The 18,990-nt window shown below is 68.0% G+C and carries 16 protein-coding genes and 1 pseudogene; 11 read left to right on the top strand and 6 right to left on the bottom strand.

Annotated elements, in window-relative coordinates:
* The first annotated feature begins 99 nt into the window (after nt 1-99).
* The 9 genes and pseudogenes from hpnC (at nt 100) to GNX95_RS03815 (ending at nt 10,260) form a co-directional block, all read left to right on the top strand.
* A complete protein-coding gene (hpnC, locus tag GNX95_RS03850) occupies nt 100-936 on the top strand; it encodes a squalene synthase HpnC (protein WP_163505762.1) in 837 nt (278 codons plus the stop codon).
* Nucleotides 933-1,793, top strand: coding sequence for a presqualene diphosphate synthase HpnD (gene hpnD / locus GNX95_RS03845; protein ID WP_163505761.1), 861 nt, complete (start codon nt 933-935; stop codon nt 1,791-1,793). Before hpnC ends, hpnD begins: the two co-directional genes overlap by 4 nt.
* Nucleotides 1,790-3,100: a hydroxysqualene dehydroxylase HpnE gene (hpnE, locus tag GNX95_RS03840; RefSeq protein ID WP_163505760.1), complete on the top strand. Its 1,311-nt coding sequence runs from the start codon at nt 1,790-1,792 to the stop codon at nt 3,098-3,100. The genes hpnD and hpnE overlap by 4 nt, the downstream gene beginning before the upstream one ends.
* Entirely contained in the window at nt 3,097-4,104 is a 1,008-nt protein-coding gene (locus tag GNX95_RS03835) for a polyprenyl synthetase family protein (RefSeq protein WP_163505759.1), read from the top strand. The genes hpnE and GNX95_RS03835 overlap by 4 nt, the downstream gene beginning before the upstream one ends.
* Nucleotides 4,104-6,002 carry a squalene--hopene cyclase gene (shc, locus tag GNX95_RS03830; RefSeq protein ID WP_163505758.1) on the top strand — a complete coding sequence of 633 codons (1,899 nt, stop codon included), beginning with the start codon at nt 4,104-4,106 and terminating at the stop codon, nt 6,000-6,002. Before GNX95_RS03835 ends, shc begins: the two co-directional genes overlap by 1 nt.
* Nucleotides 5,999-6,433, top strand: a pseudogene (locus GNX95_RS44170) (5'-methylthioadenosine/S-adenosylhomocysteine nucleosidase family protein); the annotation flags it as partial. The gene shc and the pseudogene GNX95_RS44170, both read left to right, overlap by 4 nt.
* A gap of 66 nt (nt 6,434-6,499) precedes the next feature.
* The gene (gene ispH / locus GNX95_RS03825; protein ID WP_246281618.1) at nt 6,500-7,471 is read left to right on the top strand and encodes a 4-hydroxy-3-methylbut-2-enyl diphosphate reductase; all 972 of its coding nucleotides are present in this window, start codon (nt 6,500-6,502) and stop codon (nt 7,469-7,471) included.
* A 3-nt stretch (nt 7,472-7,474) separates the two neighbouring features.
* Nucleotides 7,475-8,479, top strand: a complete 1,005-nt coding sequence (hpnH, locus tag GNX95_RS03820) for an adenosyl-hopene transferase HpnH (RefSeq protein ID WP_163505756.1) — start codon at nt 7,475-7,477, stop codon at nt 8,477-8,479.
* 5 nt (nt 8,480-8,484) lie between these two features.
* Nucleotides 8,485-10,260 (top strand): 1-deoxy-D-xylulose-5-phosphate synthase, encoded by a 1,776-nt coding sequence (locus tag GNX95_RS03815; protein ID WP_222853376.1) that lies wholly within the window; start codon nt 8,485-8,487, stop codon nt 10,258-10,260.
* On the opposite strand, the gene GNX95_RS03810 is transcribed toward GNX95_RS03815, so the two are convergent.
* The 5 genes from GNX95_RS03810 to GNX95_RS03790 all read right to left on the bottom strand — a co-directional run bounded on the left by GNX95_RS03810 (nt 10,247) and on the right by GNX95_RS03790 (nt 15,904).
* The gene (locus GNX95_RS03810; protein WP_163505754.1) at nt 10,247-12,748 is read right to left on the bottom strand and encodes a hypothetical protein; all 2,502 of its coding nucleotides are present in this window, start codon (nt 12,746-12,748) and stop codon (nt 10,247-10,249) included. The genes GNX95_RS03815 and GNX95_RS03810 overlap by 14 nt on opposite strands.
* 98 nt (nt 12,749-12,846) lie before the next feature.
* A complete protein-coding gene (locus tag GNX95_RS03805; protein WP_246281500.1) occupies nt 12,847-13,113 on the bottom strand; it encodes an FAD-dependent oxidoreductase in 267 nt (88 codons plus the stop codon).
* A complete protein-coding gene (locus GNX95_RS03800) occupies nt 13,080-13,316 on the bottom strand; it encodes a hypothetical protein (RefSeq protein WP_163505753.1) in 237 nt (78 codons plus the stop codon). Before GNX95_RS03800 ends, GNX95_RS03805 begins: the two co-directional genes overlap by 34 nt.
* A gap of 50 nt (nt 13,317-13,366) precedes the next feature.
* Nucleotides 13,367-15,280: an asparagine synthase (glutamine-hydrolyzing) gene (gene asnB / locus GNX95_RS03795; RefSeq protein ID WP_163505752.1), complete on the bottom strand. Its 1,914-nt coding sequence runs from the start codon at nt 15,278-15,280 to the stop codon at nt 13,367-13,369.
* 63 nt (nt 15,281-15,343) lie between these two features.
* Nucleotides 15,344-15,904, bottom strand: a complete 561-nt coding sequence (locus tag GNX95_RS03790) for a TetR/AcrR family transcriptional regulator (protein ID WP_163505751.1) — start codon at nt 15,902-15,904, stop codon at nt 15,344-15,346.
* Nucleotides 15,905-15,978: 74 nt separating this feature from the next.
* On the opposite strand from GNX95_RS03790, the gene GNX95_RS03785 reads away from it, so the two are divergent.
* Nucleotides 15,979-17,157: a cytochrome P450 gene (locus GNX95_RS03785; protein ID WP_163505750.1), complete on the top strand. Its 1,179-nt coding sequence runs from the start codon at nt 15,979-15,981 to the stop codon at nt 17,155-17,157.
* Between the two features lie 12 nt (nt 17,158-17,169).
* Here GNX95_RS03785 and GNX95_RS03780 read toward each other — a convergent pair whose 3' ends face one another.
* Nucleotides 17,170-18,090 carry an EamA family transporter gene (locus GNX95_RS03780; RefSeq protein ID WP_246281499.1) on the bottom strand — a complete coding sequence of 307 codons (921 nt, stop codon included), beginning with the start codon at nt 18,088-18,090 and terminating at the stop codon, nt 17,170-17,172.
* Between the two features lie 143 nt (nt 18,091-18,233).
* Between GNX95_RS03780 and GNX95_RS03775 the strand changes: the two genes are divergently transcribed.
* Nucleotides 18,234-18,917, top strand: a complete 684-nt coding sequence (locus GNX95_RS03775) for a Crp/Fnr family transcriptional regulator (RefSeq protein WP_222853375.1) — start codon at nt 18,234-18,236, stop codon at nt 18,915-18,917.
* Nucleotides 18,918-18,990: the final 73 nt, after the last annotated feature.

Raw genomic sequence — 18,990 nt, 5'->3', positions numbered from 1 at the left:
GCCACCTGGAGTCGGTTGTCCCTTTGAGAACAAGTGCGGCAGGCAGAATTTTCTTTCCGGGACCAGAACTGAACCCGCCAAGACAACAAGCATGACGGTGTGTGGTCACCACCTGCCGAGGCCCGGCTACGCGAGAAAGAACGCGCGGAAAACTTTCCGGTCGCGCTGAAAGTGCTGCCGCGGCGGCTGCGCGGCCACCTGGTGGCGGTGTACGACGTGGTCCGGTGGATCGACGACCTCGGCGACGAGGCGGCCGGTGATCGCACCGCCCTGTTGACCGCGTTCGCCGCCGACCTGGCCACCGTGTGGGACGGCGGCGAGCCGCGGTCGGCCGTGCTGCGCAGGCTCGTGCCGACGGTCGCCGAATGCCGGCTCGACAGGCAGCCGTTTGACGACCTGGTGCAGGCGAACCTGCGCGACCAGACTGTCACTTCCTATCGCACCTATCAGGATCTGCTGGGGTATTGCGCACTTTCCGCGGCCCCGGTTGGCCAGATGGTACTGGCGATCTTCGACGCTCGCTCGGCGGAAAACAACCTCTTATCCGACCGTGTCTGCACCGCATTGCAACTCCTCGAACATTGGCAGGACGTGGCGGAGGACCGAGCCGCCGGCCGCGTCTATCTGCCGCAGGAGGACCTCGACACGTACGCCGTTACCCACGCTGACCTCGACCAACCTCGTGGCACGCCGGAATTCCGGCGGCTCATCCAGTTCCAGACCGAGCGCGCCGTACGGCTGCTGGAATCCGGTGCGCCGCTGGTCGGCCGGCTGCACGGCTGGGCCCGGCTGGCCGTCGGTGGATATGTCGCCGGCGGATTCGCCGCGGCCAGGTCCATTCAGGCGGCCGGCTGGGACGTCCTTGCCGGCACACCGAAAACCCGCCGGACCGACGTGGTCAGGCAGCTCTTTCGACAGCTGAGGAGCGCCGCATGACCAGCACAATCACCGAGGCGTACGACCATTGCGAGACGGTCACCAGGACCGAGGCGCGTAACTTCTATTACGGCATTCGCCTGCTGCGGCCGGACAAACGCGCGGCCCTGTGCGCTGTTTACGCGCTGGCGCGGCGGATCGACGACATCGGCGATGGTGATCTGCCTCACACAAGAAAACTCGCGCTTCTGGCGGGCGTACGAGACAGTCTCGCCAACCTCGGCGACAGCACCGATCCGGTGTTGGTCGCGGTCGCCGACGCGGCACGGCGACTGCCGATTCCGATGGATGCCTTCGAGGAACTGCTCGACGGCGTCGAGATGGACGTGACCGAACGCCATTACGAGACATTCGACGAGCTCGTCACCTATTGCCGTTGTGTGGCCGGCAGCATCGGCCGGCTGTGCCTCGGTGTGTTCGGCAGCCGCCCGGACCGCAACGCGCCGGCGTACGCGGACGCGCTCGGGATCGCCTTGCAGCAGACCAACATCCTCCGGGACATCCGCGAGGATTTCATGAATGGCCGGACCTATCTGCCAACCGAGGACCTGCGCCGGTTCGGCGTAGAACTCAAGCTCGACGGGAACGACGTCCTGGTGGACACCGACGGCCAGTTGGCGGCGCTGATCCGGCACAGCGCCGCGCGAGCGCGGCAATGGTATGCCGACGGGCTGCGGCTCGTACCGTTGCTCGACCGCCGCAGCGCGGCCTGCTGTGCCGCCATGTCCGGCATTTACCGGCAGCTGCTGGACCGGATCTCCGCCGACCCGGCGCAGGTCTATGACCGGCGCCTTTCCTTGACCGGCTGGCAAAAGGCCGGAGTCGCCGTACGCGCACTCGCCGGAGTGCCCAGATGAGCCGTGTCGCCGTTGTCGGTGGTGGGCTCGCCGGGATCGCCGCCGCGTTGCGCTGCGCCGACGCCGGTCTCGACGTGACGCTTTTCGAGTCGCGTGGCGCACTCGGCGGCCTGACCCATTCCTTCCGTCGCGGTGACCTGTCCGTCGACAACGGCCAGCACGTGTTTCTTCGTTGCTGCACCGCATATATCGGCCTGCTCGAGCGACTGGGCGTACGCGACAAGGTGCATCTGCAGGACCGGCTGGCGATCCCGGTGCGGTCCGCGCGCACCGGACCCGAACACTGGTTGCGGCGTGGTCGCCTCGCCGCGCCATATCACCTGTCGGAGTCGGTGCTCGCGTACCGGCACGTGTCGATGCGCGAGCGGATCGCCTTCGCACAGGCGGCATTGGCCTTGCGTGACATCGATCCGGTCGCGGTCGACGACCGCAGTTTTGGCGACTGGCTGCGCGAACGCCGGCAGAGCGCGCGTACGGTCGAGACGCTGTGGGACCTCATCGGTGTCGCCACTCTCAACTCGTGCGCCGACAACGCCTCACTGAGCCTGGCCGCGACGGTTTTCCAGGTCGGCCTGCTGTCGGATGCGTCGGCGTCCGACCTCGGCTGGTCGAAGGTGCCGCTGTCCGAGCTCCACGGCGAGGCGGCGCGGTCCGCTCTGTCCAATGTGGACCTACGCCTCAACGCCAAGGTGCGGTCGCTGTCCACCGGCTGGCGGGTCGACGGCGAGTCCTTCGACCAGGTCGTGCTCGCTGTGCCGCCACCAGTCGCCGAGCGGCTTTTGCCCGCTGGCGCGGTCAATCTGACGGCCGGCTGGTCGGAACGGCTCGGCAACTCGCCGATCATCAACGTCCACGTGCACTATGACCGGCAGGTCCTCGACCAGCCTTTCGTCGCCGCGATCGACAGTCCGCTGCAGTGGGTTTTCGACCGTACGACACAGGCGGGCGTCAGCAACGGCCAGTACGTCGCCGTTTCGTTGTCGGCCGCTGACGACCTCGTCGGCCTGCCGACCGGACAACTCCGCGCACGCATGCTGCCGGCTTTGGCGGCATTGCTGCCATCCGCGCGCGGCGCACGGATCCTCGACTTCTTCGTGACCCGCGAACGTACGGCCACATTCCGTCCGGCGCCAGGCACCGCGGCGTTGCGGCCGGCGGCAACCACCGCCGCCACCGGCCTGTTCCTGGCCGGCGCGTGGACCGCGACCGGCTGGCCGGCCACCATGGAAGGCGCCGTACGCAGCGGCGACGCTGCCGCCGCGGCCCTTCTGAGCCAACGAAAACCGATCAAGGAGGCGGCGGCATGACCATCGCGACGGCCGACGTCCTGCACCGCGGCCGGCAGTTGTTCCTGCCGGCGCTGCAGGCCGCGGTGGCGCGGCTGGACGAGGCGAACCGGCGGATCGCCTCGTACCACCTCGGCTGGACCGACGTGGACGGCACACCTTCGCAGGCCAGCGGCGGAAAAACGCTCCGGCCGGCACTCGCGCTGCTGTCCGCCGAGGCGGCCGGCGCGGCCGCGGAGACCGGCGTGCCAGGTGCCGTCGCGGTCGAGCTCGTACACAACTTTTCGTTGGTGCACGACGATCTGATGGACGGCGACACCGAGCGGCGGCACCGGCCGACGGTCTGGTCGGTGTGGGGATCCTCCGCGGCCATCCTCGCCGGCGACGCGATGTTGGCTCTGGCGCAGGAGATCCTGCTCGACAGCGGATCGATCCCGGCCGCGCGGTTGCTGACCGAGACGACGCGTGAGCTGATCCGTGGCCAGGTGCTGGACATCGAGTTCGAGCGCCGGTCGGACGTGACGCTGGCCGAGTGTTTGGACATGACCGCCGGGAAAACCGGCTCGTTGCTGTCGGCCAGCTCGGCGATCGGCGCCATCCTGGCCGGCGCGGCACCGGAAGTCGTCGCCGCGCTCGGCGCGTACGGTGCGGAGCTCGGCATCGCCTTCCAGCTCATCGACGATCTGCTCGGGATCTGGGGCGACCCGGCGACCACCGGCAAACCGGTCTTCAACGACCTGCGTACGCGCAAGAAAAGCCTGCCGGTGACATACGCGGTGACGCACGGCGGCGCGGCTGGCCGTGAACTTTCCGCCTGGCTGGCCGCGGACAGCCTGCCGGCCGACGCGGATCTGCGGCGTGCCGCGGATCTGGTGGAGACCGCCGGCGGGCGCGCCTGGGTCACCGAGGAAGCCGCGCGGCGGATCGCTCTGGCCGAGGACGCGCTGATGCCCGCGCCACTCGACCGCACCGCTCGTGAGGAGCTGATCGCACTCGCGCACTTCACCGTGTCACGGGAGGCCTGATGACCATCACCGAACTGGAGACATCGCGAGTTTCCGCGGCGAAACAGGCGTTGCAGGCGGCCGTCGAGCATCTTCGCGGCCTGCAAAGCGACCGCGGCTGGTGGAAGGGCGAGCTGGAAACCAACGTCACGATGGACGCCGAGGACCTGCTGTTGCGCGAGTTTCTGGGCATCCGCACGGCATCCGAGACCGAGGAGGCGGCTCGCTGGATCCGCTCGCAGCAGCGCTCCGACGGCACCTGGGCCAATTTCTTCGGTGGACCGGGCGACCTGTCCACGACCGCCGAGGCCTGGATCGCGCTCCGGCTCGCCGGTGACTCGCCGCACGAGCCACACATGGCCAAAGCGGCGGAATTCGTTGTCAGCAATGGCGGTTTGGAGCACAGCCGCGTCTTCACCCGGATCTGGCTGGCGCTTTTCGGCCTGTGGTCGTGGGACGACCTGCCGACGCTGCCGCCGGAGATGATCTTCCTGCCGTCGTGGTTTCCGTTGAACCCGTACGATTTCGCCTGCTGGGCCAGGCAGACGATCGTGCCGCTGACGATCGTCGGCACGCTGCGGCCGTGCCGGCCGGTGCCTTTCGGCGTCGCCGAGTTGCTGTCCGGCAGCCCTCGGCCGAGGCTCGACGCGCCGTGGACGTGGGCCGGCGCCTTCCAACGACTGGACAAAGTCCTTTACGCGTACGGAAAACTGCCGGTGCATCCGGGTCGTACGCTCGCCATGCGCAAGGCCGCGGAGTGGATCGTCGCGCGGCAGGAGGCGGACGGCTCGTGGGGTGGCATCCAGCCGCCATGGGTCTATTCGTTGCTGGCTCTGCATCTGCTCGGCTATTCGCTCGACCATCCGGTCGTCAAGGCCGGGCTGAAAGGCTTGGACGGCTTCATCATCCGAGAAGACACACCGGACGGTGTCGTACGCCGACTGGAGGCCTGCCAGTCACCGGTGTGGGACACGGCGCTGGCGTTGACCGGCATGCTCGACGCCGGAGTCGCCGCCGATGATCCGGCGGTCGTACGCGCCGCGGATTGGCTGCTCGGCGAGGAAATCGACATACGCGGCGACTGGGCCGTGAAGCGGCCGAAACTCGCGCCAGGCGGCTGGGCCTTCGAGTTCGCCAACGACCTCTATCCGGACACCGACGACACCTCCGAGATTGTCCTTGCACTGCGGCGAATCGCACATCCGGACCGCGACCGCCTGGACGCGGCCGTCCGGCGCGGCGTCGACTGGTTGGCCGGCATGCAGTCGAAAGACGGCGGCTGGGGCGCCTTCGACGCCGACAACACGCGGGAAGTGCCGCGAAAACTGCCGTTCTGCGACTTCGGCGAGGTCATCGACCCACCGTCGGCGGATGTCACCGCGCATATCGTGGAGATGTTCGGCGCGCTCGGCCGCGGCTCAGACGAGGTGTGCCGGCGCGGCGTACGGTGGCTGGTCGACGCGCAGGAGCCGGACGGATCCTGGTTTGGCCGCTGGGGTTCCAACTATGTCTATGGCACTGGCGCGGCCGTGCCTGCGCTGATCAGCGCCGGAGTTTCGCCTTCTGCCAGCGCGATCCGGCGAGCGGTGCGTTGGCTGGAGGAGCACCAGAATCCGGACGGCGGCTGGGGCGAGGACATGCGGTCGTACAAGGACCGTTCGCTGGCCGGTCGCGGTGACTCCACCGCGTCCCAGACGGCCTGGGCCCTGATGGCGCTGCTCGCGGCCGACGAGCGTACGTCCACAGTGGACAGAGGCGTCGACTGGCTGTGCGCAACGCAACTGGACAGCGGCACCTGGGACGAGCCGCAGTTCACCGGCACCGGTTTTCCCGGCGATTTCTACATCAACTATCACCTCTACCGGATCGTCTTTCCGTTGTCCGCACTCGGCCGTTACGTGTCGCGGGGATCGTCATGACGATCCTGTGCACCGCATTGCGGGTCGAGCGCGCCGCCGTGGCTGCCGCCGCCCGCGGCATGCGCCTGCTGCACACCGGAATCGGCCCGGCTCGCGTCGCGGCCGCCTGCCTGCCGGCCGAGCCGACGCTGACGGCCGGCGTGGGAGGTGGCCTGAGTCCGCACGTACGGCCTGGCGATGTGGTCGTCGCCAGCGAAGTGCGCGGCGACGGACCGCCCGTGTCGATCCGGTCGGCACCATTGCTGGCCGGCGCGCTCCGCCGTCGCGGCCTCAACGTCCACATTGGACCTGTCTTGTCCACAGCGAAAATCGCCGAAGGCGCGACCCGGCAGGCGTTGGCTGAAAGCGGAGCGCTGGCCGTCGACATGGAGTCGTACGCGGTTGCGCAAGCGATCGGCGACCAGCCGTATGCGGTCGTACGGTCCATTGTGGACACGGTGGACCAGCCGCTGATCCGGCCAGGCACGCCGTGGCGCGGTTTTCGTGCGCTGCAGGCATTGCGAGCCTGCGCTCCGGTCTTCGAGCAGTGGTCCGCGGCCGTTGCCGACCGATCGGTCGTACTGGCGACACCGCGATCGTTCTGTGCCGGCGTCTCGCGCGCGATCGACACGGTCGACAGAGCGCTCGAACGCTTCGGCGCGCCTGTCTACGTACGCCGGCAGATCGTCCACAACGCACACGTCGTCCGCGAACTGGAGAGCCGCGGCGCGATTTTCGTGCAGGAAGTCGAAGAAGTGCCGCGCGGAAGCACACTGGTGCTGGCCGCCCACGGCGTCTCCCCCGCCGTACGGTCAGCGGCGGCTGACCGCGACCTGGCGGTGATCGACGCGACCTGCCCGCTGGTCAGCAAGGTGCACGCCGAAGTGCGCCGGTCCTCCACGCGCGGCGAGACGATTTTCCTTATCGGACACGGCGACCACGAAGAGGTGCAAGGCACTGTCGGCGAGGCTCCAGACTCGGTCGTCATCGTCGAGGACGTCGAAGCCGCCCGGCGCGTACGACCGGGTGATCCACGACGCGTCGCGTACGCGACGCAGACGACGCTCGCGGTCGATGAGGCTGAGGACATCGCGGCCGTGCTGCGCGAGCGTTTTCCCGATGTGACCGCGCCGCGCAGCGACGACATCTGTTACGCCACAACGAACCGGCAGGCGGCCGTACGCGCCATCGCCGATGTGTCCGACCTCGTACTCGTCGTCGGCTCGACCAACTCGTCCAACTCGCGCCGGCTGGTCGAGGTGTGCGAACGCGCCGGCACCCCGGCGCGGCTGGTCGACGACGCCGGCGAGGTCGACCTGCGATGGCTGGCCGGAGCGCGCCGGATCGGCCTGACCGCCGGCGCGTCCGCGCCGTCGCAGCTGGTCGACGAGATCGGTTTCTGCCTGTCCGGCCTCGGATCCGTGGACCTGACCGAAAGTTCCGGAAGCCACGAAGACATCACCTTCACCCTGCCTCGGGAAGTGAGTTGACCCATGGCGATGCCATTGCGCCAGTCGATCCGGCTCGGCACCTACCTGATGAAGCAGAAACTGCTGCGTAGGAAGAAGTTTCCGCTGCTGGTCGAGCTGGAGCCGCTGTTCGCCTGCAACCTGAAATGTGCCGGCTGCGGCAAGATCGCGAAACCGGCCTCGGAGCTGAAGAAACGCATGCCGGTCGAGCAGGCGGTGGCGGCCATCGAGGAGTCCGGCGCGCCGATGGTGTCGATCGCCGGCGGTGAACCGTTGATGCACAAGGAAATCGACGAGATCGTCCGCCAGCTGCTCAACCGTAACAAGATCGTCTTCCTGTGCACCAACGCCGTACTGATCCCCAAGCACCTGCACAAGTTCGCGCCACACCGCAACTTCGCCTTCATGGTGCATGTCGATGGCCTGCGCGAGCGCCACGACGAGTCGGTGCAGAAGGCAGGTGTCTTCGACGCGGCCGTCGACGCGATCAAGCAGGTCAAGGCGGCCGGTTTCCGCGTCATGACCAACAGCACGTTCTTCAACACCGACACGCCACAGGACGTCCTCGACGTGCTCGACTATCTCAACGACGAGCTCGGCGTCGACAACATGCAGATCTCCCCCGCGTACGCCTACTGGGCTGCTCCGGACCAGGACCACTGGCTCGGTGTCCAGCAGACCCGCGAACTTTTCGCCAAAGCCTTCGAAGGCGGCCGGCGCAAGCGCTGGCGACTCAACCACTCGCCGGTTTTTCTGGACTTCCTGGAAGGAAAACGCGACCTGGCCTGCACGGCCTGGGGAATCCCGTCGTACTCGCTGCTCGGCTGGCAGCGGCCGTGCTATCTGCTCGACGACGGCTATGCGGCCACCTACAAGGAACTCATCGAGGACACCGACTGGGATGCCTTTGGCCGCGGGAAAGATCCGCGCTGCTCCAACTGCATGGCGCACTGCGGCTATGAACCGACCGCGGTGATCGCCACCATGGGCTCGCTGAAAGAAACCTTGCGTGCGGCCGTAGGGAGTTGAGGTCGTTGTTAGAGCAGCTGAGCAGTCCGGCCGAGCTGCGCCGGCTGCCGGCCGGCGCGATGGACGCGTTGGCCGGTGAGATCCGCCGCAAGCTGGTGGAGTCGGTGTCGCGTACCGGAGGACATCTCGGCCCGAATCTCGGCGTGGTGGAGCTGACCCTCGCGCTGCACCGAGTTTTCGAGTCGCCGCGCGATGCGATCGTGTGGGACACCGGCCATCAGTCGTACGTGCACAAGCTGCTCACCGGCCGGCAGGACTTCGACCGGCTCCGACATGCCGGCGGCCTGTCCGGCTATCCGAGCCGCGCGGAGAGCGAACACGACCTGGTGGAGAACTCGCACGCCTCCACGGCACTGTCCTATGCGGACGGTCTGGCCAAGGCTTTCGCGCTGCGGCAGGAAAACGACCGCGCGGTAGTCGCCGTTGTCGGAGACGGCGCGCTGACCGGTGGCATGTGCTGGGAAGCGCTCAACAATCTCGGCGCCGCCGACCGGCCGGTGGTCGTCGTCCTCAACGACAACGGCCGCTCGTATTCACCGACGGTCGGCGGTGTCGCGGCGCATCTGGCGGAGTTACGCGACGGCTGTGGCACGTCGTTGTTCGACCAGCTCGGGTTCCACTATCTCGGACCGATCGACGGCCACCACACCGCCGCTCTGGAAGCCGCCCTGCGGTCGGCCCGCGCGTACGGCAGACCTGTCGTGGTGCATTGCCTGACCAGCAAAGGAAAAGGCCATGCCGACGCGGAGGCGGACCTGGTCGACCACATGCACACGATCGGTCCGGCCGGGAAAAGCGCCAGCTCGGTCGGCTGGACGGACATCATGGCCGAGGAACTGGTGGCCATCGCCGACGAACGGCCAGATGTCGTCGGCATCACCGCGGCCATGCTTCACCCCACCGGGTTGCACCAGTTCGCAAGGAAATTCTCCGACCGCGTGTACGACGTCGGCATCGCCGAACAACACGCCGTCACCTCCGCCGCCGGGCTGGCCACCGGTGGCATGCATCCAGTTGTGTGTGTTTACGCCACCTTCCTGAACCGCGCCTTCGACCAGCTGCTGATGGACGTGGCGCTGCACCGCCTGCCGGTCACTTTTGTGTTGGACAGGGCTGGGATCACCGGCAACGACGGACCGTCGCACCACGGCATGTGGGACCTGTCGCTGCTCGGCACGGTGCCGGGCATGCGGGTCGCCGCACCGCGCGACGGCAGCAGTTTGCGTGCGCTGCTCAGGGAGGCCGTCAGCTGGGACGGTCCGTCCGCGTTGCGCTTCCCCAAAGGCTCCGCCTCCGCTGACATCGCGGCGATCGGTCACCTCGGCCGCGGCGACCTGCTCCGCGGCGGCCTCGGCGGTGACACGCTTCTCCTGCCGGTCGGACCGTGCGCCCACGCCGCCCTGCAGGCCGCCGACCGTCTGGACGAAGCCGTGACCGTCGCCGATCCGCGTTGGGTCCTGCCGATCGATCCCGCCCTCGTACGCGCTGCCGGCAACTTCCGCCTCGTCGTCACCATCGAGGACAACGGTGTCGCTGGCGGCTTCGGCGACACGTACGCTCGCGCGCTTCGCGAGGCCGGCTGCCGCACGCCGGTGCGCACTTTGGCTCTGCGGCAGGAGTTCCTGGCCCACGGTGACCGCGGCACGCAACTGTCCGAGCAGTGCCTCGACGCCGACGGCATCATCGCCGCCGTCAGCCGACGTAATGACGGCGCGGACATCCTGCCGTACGACCGTTACATCGGCGAGCCGGCGTCGGTGAAGGTGCTCAGGGGCCGATGACGGCGGTGTTGTCGGGGCCGCGGGTCACCGTCGAGCCGTTGACGCGAGCGGCCGTGATCCCGGCTTCGACGGGGAAATGCAGGACGACCGACGTCGGCTTGTCGCGCCAGCGAGCGGCATAGCTCAGCTCCAGAGCGCCGTCCGACGCGCGCGAGAATTTGACGTCGACCGGACCGTAGAACGTCGGTATGTTCTGGAAAACCGTCGGTTCGGTGGCGATCCACGAGCGCGGACAGATACGCAGCAGATGCAGCTCGCCGTCGACGATCTCGTCGTCGACGATGGCGTGGCGCAACATCCAGACCGCCGAGCCGTTCGTGCCCTGGCACGAGCTCATGCCGTGCCGGTGCTCGAACGGCGTGTACGTCTGCACCGAATGTCCGCCGGCCATCAGCGAATACATGCCTTCCAGGAAACGGTGCCGGTCGCCGGTGGCCCAGGAGATCCACAGGTTCCAGCTGTAGATTGGCTCACAGCTGGAGATCTCGCGGTCCAGGATCGGCCGGTCCAACGGATTCTTCCGCGACCCGTTGCCCCAGTGCGCCACGTTCGGGCCGTAGCGGAAATAGTCCGCGAACTTCTGCATCCGGGTGTCCGAGCCGGCCATCAGTCCCGCGTACACCAGAAACATCGGTCCGGTGTCCAGCCGCGGCACCTCGCCGAACGGATGCGCCGACACGTCCTGCAGATTCTCCGAATAGACCGGATAGCGGTTGCCGTCCGGATGCAGCCAGGTCGGCTGCGTCGAGTTGTACGACGTGAAAGCCTGCAGGAACACGGATTTGTAGCGGTCGGCCTCCTGCTGGAACTCGGCGGCGCGTGGATGGTTGACCTTCTTCAGCAGCTTTATCGCGCTGGTCAGCCCCTTGTAGAACCAGCCGACCGTCCAGACCGACACCACCTCGGTGCCTTCGTCGGTGGCCACGCCAGGTGGGGGCAGGCCCGGGATTCCCTTGTGCCCGGTCAAAGCACACACGTCCTTCACAAAGGTGCATGCTTTCACCAGTGACTCGGTCCATTTGGTGACGTACGCCTGGTCGCCGGTCAGCAACGCGTGTGTCGCCGCCAGATGCATCACCGCGCCGTGGTCGGACAGCCAGTCGATCGCCTGCACCGACCGCGGCGAGCCGTAGTAGCCGGGATGGACCGTGTAGGCCGAGCCAGGCGGCTTCAGGGTGCCTTGCGTGCCAAGGTAAATCTCCGTGTGCTTGGCGACCACGTCGTGATATCCGAGCGGATCCAGGAACATGTGGCTGGTAAAGGAGCTCGGCGTCGTCCACAGCACGTCGTAACCGTGGTTACCGGTGAGGAAGGAAAACTGGTTGGTGCCGGGGATCTTTTCCGCGATAACCTCGGAAAACTGGGTGTTCCGGTCGATCAGCTCGTTCACGTACGGCTCCGGCGTACGAATCGTCGCCGCGGTCGCCGGCTTCGCGCTCCAGAACCGCTCGCATTCGGCCAGCGCCCCCTCGTAGCCGAGTGCCAGCTCGCGGTCGAACTCGGCGGCCGGCTGCGGCAGCATCGCCAGCAGGATGTCGCATGTCGAGCCGACGCGCTTGTCCAGATACGTCCGCAGGTTGTAGATCCGTGACGACGGCTGCGTCCAGTTTGGCCGGGTCGCCGCGTCGGTGAGGATCTCCATCCGTACGCCGCCCGGCCTGGTGTTGTTCGGCCAGCCGAGCTCGGCGGCGCGGGCCTCGTCGGGTTGGCTGATCCGCACTCCGTTGCGGCCGCCGACACTGACGTTCACCCCGGTCACGTCGGCCAGGAACGGCGACTTCTCCGGATAGCCGGTGAGCGTGATGCCGTCCTGAAACCTGTACGGCAGCTCGAAAGTGTAGTAATTGCGGCCGACTCGGATGGCGAAGCCGACCGGTCCACCGTCGTCCATCGCGATCGGCAGGATGTCGGTGACTTCCAACCGAATCCACGCGTACAACGGCTCGACGCCGGTGCTGACCGCTCCACCGCCTTTGAGATGCGCGAAAACCGACTGCCGGATCGTCACACCCTTGTGCGTACGGTATTCCGTGCACAGCACCGGCGTACGCGCGCTCGACCAGTGCTGTTGGCCGACGCCGTAGAACCCCATGTCCTCGCGATAGACATAGAAATGCCCCGGATACAGCGCCGGATAGACATCCTTGTCGAACCAGCCGTCCCAGCAACCGAAATCCAGCTGGAAGCCCTCCTCGCGGTATTTCACCGTCCCCGGCGTCTGGTTGAGCGGCGGCATCGGCGCCGCCACCAGGCTGCCGTTGTAGAACGAGGTGAACCGGAAAAGGTGGTCTTTCCAGCCGATCGGCGTGTTCACGTTACGCGTCGGTGGCCACCACAGCAGCGCTTGGTCGATGTCCGGCTCGGCATCGCCGGCGGCGACCGCGTGCGGCATCTGCCGTGCCGCTGCGGCCGGCTGGCCGCCGCTCAGCGTCCCACCGGCCACCGCTCCGCCAGCCATGCCGAGGAATCCACGTCTGCTGACCGTCATCCCGCCTCCAACCATCCGAAATACTGAAGATATTTCGAGCATTTCGTAGAGCTGGCTGGACTGTAGTCATCCGGTGGTCTACCGACAAGTGGCAATCGTCATCCGCCGGAAACCTGCTCAACCAACGGGTCCTGGCCGAGCACACGTGCGCCGTTCGCCGCCGACGCGCGTACGGCCGCGAAGCCATAGTCGACCATCTCCGCCTCGCATGCGGCAATTCCGGCTATTCCGTCGCCAAGTCGCTCCGCCAGCAGCCGCGCGTCGCGCAACGCGGTGTTGGCGCCGACGCCGCCGGCCGGGCTCATCGCGTGGATCGCCTCGCCGAGCAGCGTCACGCGCGTGGACCGCCATGGCGCGATCGGCACGCTCGCGTCCAGAGCTCGTTGAGCTGGTGGTCGTAGACGACCGTACGCGGTCGCGGAACGCCAGCGGTGGCAAGGAAAAGCTCGTACGACCGAGCCGGCAGCGCGGCCTCCAGCGCCGACCTGCCGTGGTCGTCGATATGCGGGCGGTAACCCTGCAGTCGCGAAACCGGCGAGTCGTCGCGCTCGAAGACCGCCACCTCCACGCCGGCTTTTTTAGCGGACCGTGTCTTCGCGCGTCGCCACCGCCAGGATTTCAGCGCGCGAAGCGAGAGACAGCCGGCTCCGGTCGCGGGTCGATGCTGCCTTCGACGTAGATCGCGTGCCACACGCAGAACGCCAGCACGGTCCAGATCTTCCGGCTGTAGTCGGCGTCGCCGCGCTTGTGCGCCTCCAGCAGCCGCATCGCGTACGGCAGGTCCAGCAGCTCACCGGCGGCCGAGTTGGTCAGGATGTCGGCGGCCCAGTCGTACATCACCGACTTCAGCCAGACCCGTGTCGGCACCGGAAAGCCGAGCTTCTTGCGGTTGACGATCTGTGGCGGCACGACGCCTTCCAGGGCACGCCGCAGCGCGTACTTGCGGATGCCGTCGTCGGTGACCTTCAGCTCGCGCGGGATCGTCGCGGCCACCTCGAAGACACCGGTGTCCAGGAACGGCACGCGCAACATCAACGAGTGCGCCGACGAGATCCGGTCGGCCTTCACCAGGATGTCGCCGCGCAGCCAGGTGTAGAGGTCGATGTACTGCATCCGCGTGGGGTCGTCCCAGCCGGCCGAGTCCTCGTAGTGCTTGGCGGTGACCTGCGTGTACGACACGGACGGGTCGTACGCCTTCATCAGCTTGGACTTCTCCGCCTCGGTGAAGATCCGCGCGTTGCCGTAATAACGCTCCTCGATCGGCGTCGTGCCGCGCTCCAGATACGACTTGCCGCGTACGCCTTCCGGGATGATCGTCGAGACGGCGTGGATCGCGCGCTGCAGCGGATTGGGCAGGGCCTGCAGGTGGCGCAGCGACAGCGGCTCGCGATAGATGCCGTAACCGCCGAAAAACTCGTCCGAGCCCTCGCCGGAGAGCACCACGGTGACGTGCTCGGCGGCCGTACGGTTGAGGAAGTAGAGCGGCACCAGCGACGGGTCGGCGACCGGGTCGTCCAGATGCCAGATGATCCGCGGGAACATGTCCATCATGTCCTGCGCGGTGATCTTGGTCGGGATGGTGGTGACGTTCATCCACTTCGCCGACTCCTGCGCGACCTCGATCTCCGAGTAGCCGGGCACGTCGTAGCCGACCGTGAAGGTCAGGATGTCCGGCTTGTGCTCGCGTGCGAGTGCCACGATCGCGGTCGAGTCGATGCCGGACGACAGGAACGCGCCGACCGGCACGTCGCAGCGCAGGTGCATGGCGACCGACTCGCGCAGCGCGTCCTGGATCTTCTTGTAGAGCTTGTCCGGCTCGGACACCGGCGTCGGCCGGAACCGCGGCCGGTAGTAACGCCGGATGCTGAGGCCGTCCTGGTGCGACCAGGTGAACGACTCGCCGCATTCCAGCCGCTTGATGTCCTTGTGCAGGGTCGCCGGCTCCGGCACGTACTGCAGCGTCAGGTAGTGCGACAGCGAGGCGCCGTCGACCCCGGCGTCGCCGGCCTTGGCCGCCGCGGAGAACGGCATCAACGCCTTTTTCTCGCTGGCCAGGTAGAGGCCGTCGGTGGTCTGCAGGTAGTGCATCGGCTTGATGCCGTAGAAGTCGCGGGCACCGAAGGCGACCTTCTCCTGCCGGTCCCAGATGACGAACGCGAACATGCCGCGCAGCCGCGACACGCCCTGCGGACCCCAGTAGTGGTAGGCGGCGAGCACCGGCTCCATGTCACCGTTGGTGGCGAAGGTGGCGCCGAACTCGCGGCTCAGCTCCTCGCGCAGCTCGATGTGGTTGTAGATGTCGCCGTTGCCGGTCAGCACGTAACGGCCGTCGAGGTAATCCAGCGGCTGGTGGCTGCCTTCGGGGTCGAAGGTCACCAACCGCTTGAAGGCGTGCACGACGTCCTCGCCGGACAGCACCAAGCCGGTCTCGTCGGGACCGCGGTGGTGCATGCATTCCAGCGCCTCGGCGATCGGCTCGCGATGCTTGCTGGCCTCAGACGTCGAGCTGATGAAGGTGAGCAGGCCGCACATTCGGCAATCTTCGCACGGGGGCGTACGGCCACTTTCGCGCCGGGGGCCGCGAGGCGGTCCATCTCACTGCGACAAGCGCGCCGCCGCGATCACGCCACCGATGGCCTTGCTGACCCGGTCCGCCGCCGTGTCGGGGTCCGGCTGGCCGGCGTCGAGCCAGGCGATGACCGACTCCACCGCGACCACGGTCACCAACCGAGCGGCCCAGTCGGTCCAGCGGTCGTCGCCGATCCAGCTGACCAGCTCGCGCCGGGCGACCGCGACCGAGTCGGCGGTGAAAGCGGTGGCGAAGTCGCGAAACTCCGGCTCGCGCGCGGCGTAATGGAAGAGCAGCCGAAAGCCGTCCGGGTTGTCTGCGGCGGCGCGTACGAGCGCGGGGATGCTGGCGGCCGAGTAGTTGCCCTCGCCGACCGCCTCGCTCAGCCGCGTCTGCGCGCGGTCGAGCACGGCTCGATAGAGGTCGTTCTTCGAGTCGAAGTGCCGGTAGAGGATGACGCGGCTGACACCAGCCTCGGTGGCGACGTCGTCGAGGCTGGTCGCACCGTAGCCGTTTCGCGCGAAGGCCGTCGTCGCGGCGGCGAGGATCTGCTCACGGCGCTCCGTACGCGGCAACCTGGTGCTCATCCCGGTCCCCCTTGTTTACGCGCGAGTCTACAAGTACGGTTGTTAACACCACGATATACAAGATGGAGTAAACAATGACCGTACAACTTCCGCTCGACCGGCCGCACCCGCTCGCCACCGCCCCGCTGCTGCGCAGCCTGCAGCGATCCGGTCCGATCCACCAGGTGCGTACGCGGGTCGGCGACCCGGCGTGGCTGGTCACCGGCTATGACGAGGTGCGCCAGCTGTGGTCGGACGACCGGCTCGGCATGTCGCACCCGGACCCGGACAACGCCGCGCGCATCAACGACTCCGCGCTGTTCGGCGGCAAGCCGCAGGGCAACTACGAGACCGAGAAGGAGGACCGCGCCAGGTTCCGCTCGCTGGTCCAGCCGTTCTTCGGCGTCAAGCAGATGCGGGCGATCCAGCCGCGGGTCGAGCAGTTGGTGAGCGACCTGCTGGACCGCATGTCCGGCCAGCCACAACCGGCTGACCTGCACGAACTGCTGGCCCTGCCGCTGCCGGTCCTGGTCATCTGCGAGCTGCTCGGCGTGCCGTACGAGGACCGCGCGCGGTTTCGCGAGTGGAGCCAGGCGGCCGGTGCGCGCGACGACGAGCAGTTGTCCAGGCAGGGCATCGGCCAGCTGTGGGAATACACGCGTACGCTGGTCGGCCGCAAGCGCGCCGAGCCGGCCGACGACGTGATCTCCGGCCTGTGCGCCGCCGAGAACGGGACGCTCGACGACGACCACATCGCGATGATCGCCGCGATGCTGCTCTTCGCCGGCCACGAGACGACCGTCGTACAGATCGACGCCGCAGCCGTGCTGCTGCTGACCAACCTCGACCAGTGGGACGCGATCGTGGCCGATCCAGCGCTGGTGCAGTCGGCGGTCGAGGAGTGCCTGCGCGCGTCCCACAAGGGTGGTGGCGGCGTGCCGCGCTATCCGCGTACGGACATCGAGGTGGCCGGCGTGACCATCCCGGCCGGCGACCTCGTGCTGCTCGACGGCGGCGCCGCCAACCACGACACGGCGACCTTCGCCGAGCCGGAGCGGGTCGATGTCCACCGTGGCCGTGGCGCACACCTGACCTTCGGTTTCGGCGCTCATTACTGCATCGGCGCGCCGTTGGCGCGAATCGAGCTGCAGGCGGTCCTGCGGCAACTAATCGAGCGCTTCCCCAACCTCCGGCTGGCCGCCCCTGTCGAAGAGCTGCCGGTGTTCACCGAGTCGCTGACCGGCGGTTTCGCCAGCGTGCCGGTGACCTGGTGAGCTAGTGTCCCACTACCGACGACCGGTGGCGTTGACCGCCACGGCGAGGATCACCAAGGCGACGCCGACCGCCTCCGGCAGTGACGGGATCTGACGCAGGAAGACGACACCGACGACGGCGGCGGTCGCCGGCAGCAGCGCCTGCAGCAGGGCAAAACGCGAGGCGCTGACGCGTACCAGCACGACCTGGTCGATCGCGTACGGCACCGCCGTCGACAGCAGGCCGACGCCGACACACGCGACCAGCAGCCAGCCGTCGCCTACGGCCGGCAGCACGCCGGCGGCGAGGAACGGCGCCAGCGCCACCGCGCCGGCGATCAGGCCGACCGTGAGGCCGTCGACGCCGGCGCCACCGGCGGCGACACGAGAGCCGAGCAGGATGTAGCCGGCCCACAGCACGGCCGCGCCGAGCGCGAACAGGACACCGAGAGGGCTGCCTCCCCAGCTGACGTCGGCCAGCAGCAGCACGCCACCGACGGCCAGCGCAAGCGCTCCGCCGTCGCGCCAGCGCCTGGTGCCGAGCGCAGCCACGGCAACTGGGCCGGTGAACTCGATCGCCACCGCCGTCCCCATCGGCAGCCGGTCCAGCGCCAGATAGAAGGACACGTTCATCGCGGCGAGCGCCAAACCGAAGCCGATCGCGAGGCCCCACTGCCGCAGCGGCCAGCGCAGCCGCCACGGCCGCCGCCACAATGCCAGCACGGCGGCCGATGCGGCCAGCCGCGCCCAGGCGACCGACGGTGCACCGATGATCGGGAAGAGCGTCACCGCGATCGCGGCACCGCCGTACTGGCTGAGCGCACCGATGACGAACAGGCCGCTGCCGGGGATCTTCCGGCCGGCCCGCGCGACCGCACCGGCCATCCGGCGTGTCGCCGGGACGTCGACGGCGATTTCTGGCCGAATCGGGTCACCCGCCTGCGCCCACGCCATGTTCCCAGCGTACGGCCCGGTTCCGGGCGCCAGCGCGACCGAGGCGGACGTCACGTCCGATATGCGTTGCATGCAAGTCCTGTCGGCGACCCGGTCCGACGCGATACAACAGGCACCATGGCCAGCGCTCACCGGTGCGTGCGGTGAGCGCCATCTCCGCCACCGACCGCGCCGCACGAGGCTTCCGGGCTCTGCTGCGTCCGGAGGCCTGGACGGCATTGGTACGCGCCGGCGCCCGCCGGCAGTACGCGGCCGGCCAGCGGCTGTTCCGCCAGGGTGACGAGTCCGGCTGGCTGTTGGTCCTGGTCGCCGGCCGGGTCAGGGTGACGTACGCGGAGCGCGGCGGCGACGAGCTGCTGCTGGCCGTACGCGGCCCAGGTGACCTGCTCGGCGAGTTCTCCGGTCGCGACGCGGCGCCGCGGTCGGCGACCATCCAGGCACTGGAGGCGTGCACCGCGTACGCGCTGGCGCAGGACCGGTTCGCCGAGCTCGTCCGCCAGCACCGGCTGCACCGCGAGCTGGACCGGTATGTGATGGCCAAAGTGCGACAGAGTGCGGCGCACACCTGGCGGCTGGCGCACCAGCCGACCTCGGCGCGGCTGGCGTCGCTGTTGCTCGACGTCATGCGTACGGCCGGCGCCGACGATCCCCAGCCCGAGCGCATCCCGATGTCGCAGGCCGAGCTCGCCGGGTCGCTGGGTCTGGCGCGCAGCTCCGTGGCCTCGACGCTGGCCGACTGGCGGCGCGCTTCCTGGGTCGAAACCGGCCGGGCGCACGTCGTCGTACTCGACATCGCGGCCGTCGAGCGGGAAGCTACGCGAGTATGACGGCTGTCGCCGCCATGGCCGGTTCTGAACCGACCAAGAAACTCTCACCCGTTGTGTCTACTTCTGGACAGAA

It is taken from the genome of Fodinicola acaciae (genome assembly GCF_010993745.1).
GTDB lineage: Bacteria > Actinomycetota > Actinomycetes > Mycobacteriales > HKI-0501 > Fodinicola > Fodinicola acaciae.
Note: the sequence above shows the minus strand (reverse complement) of the source record. Positions and strands in the feature narration are given on the sequence as shown.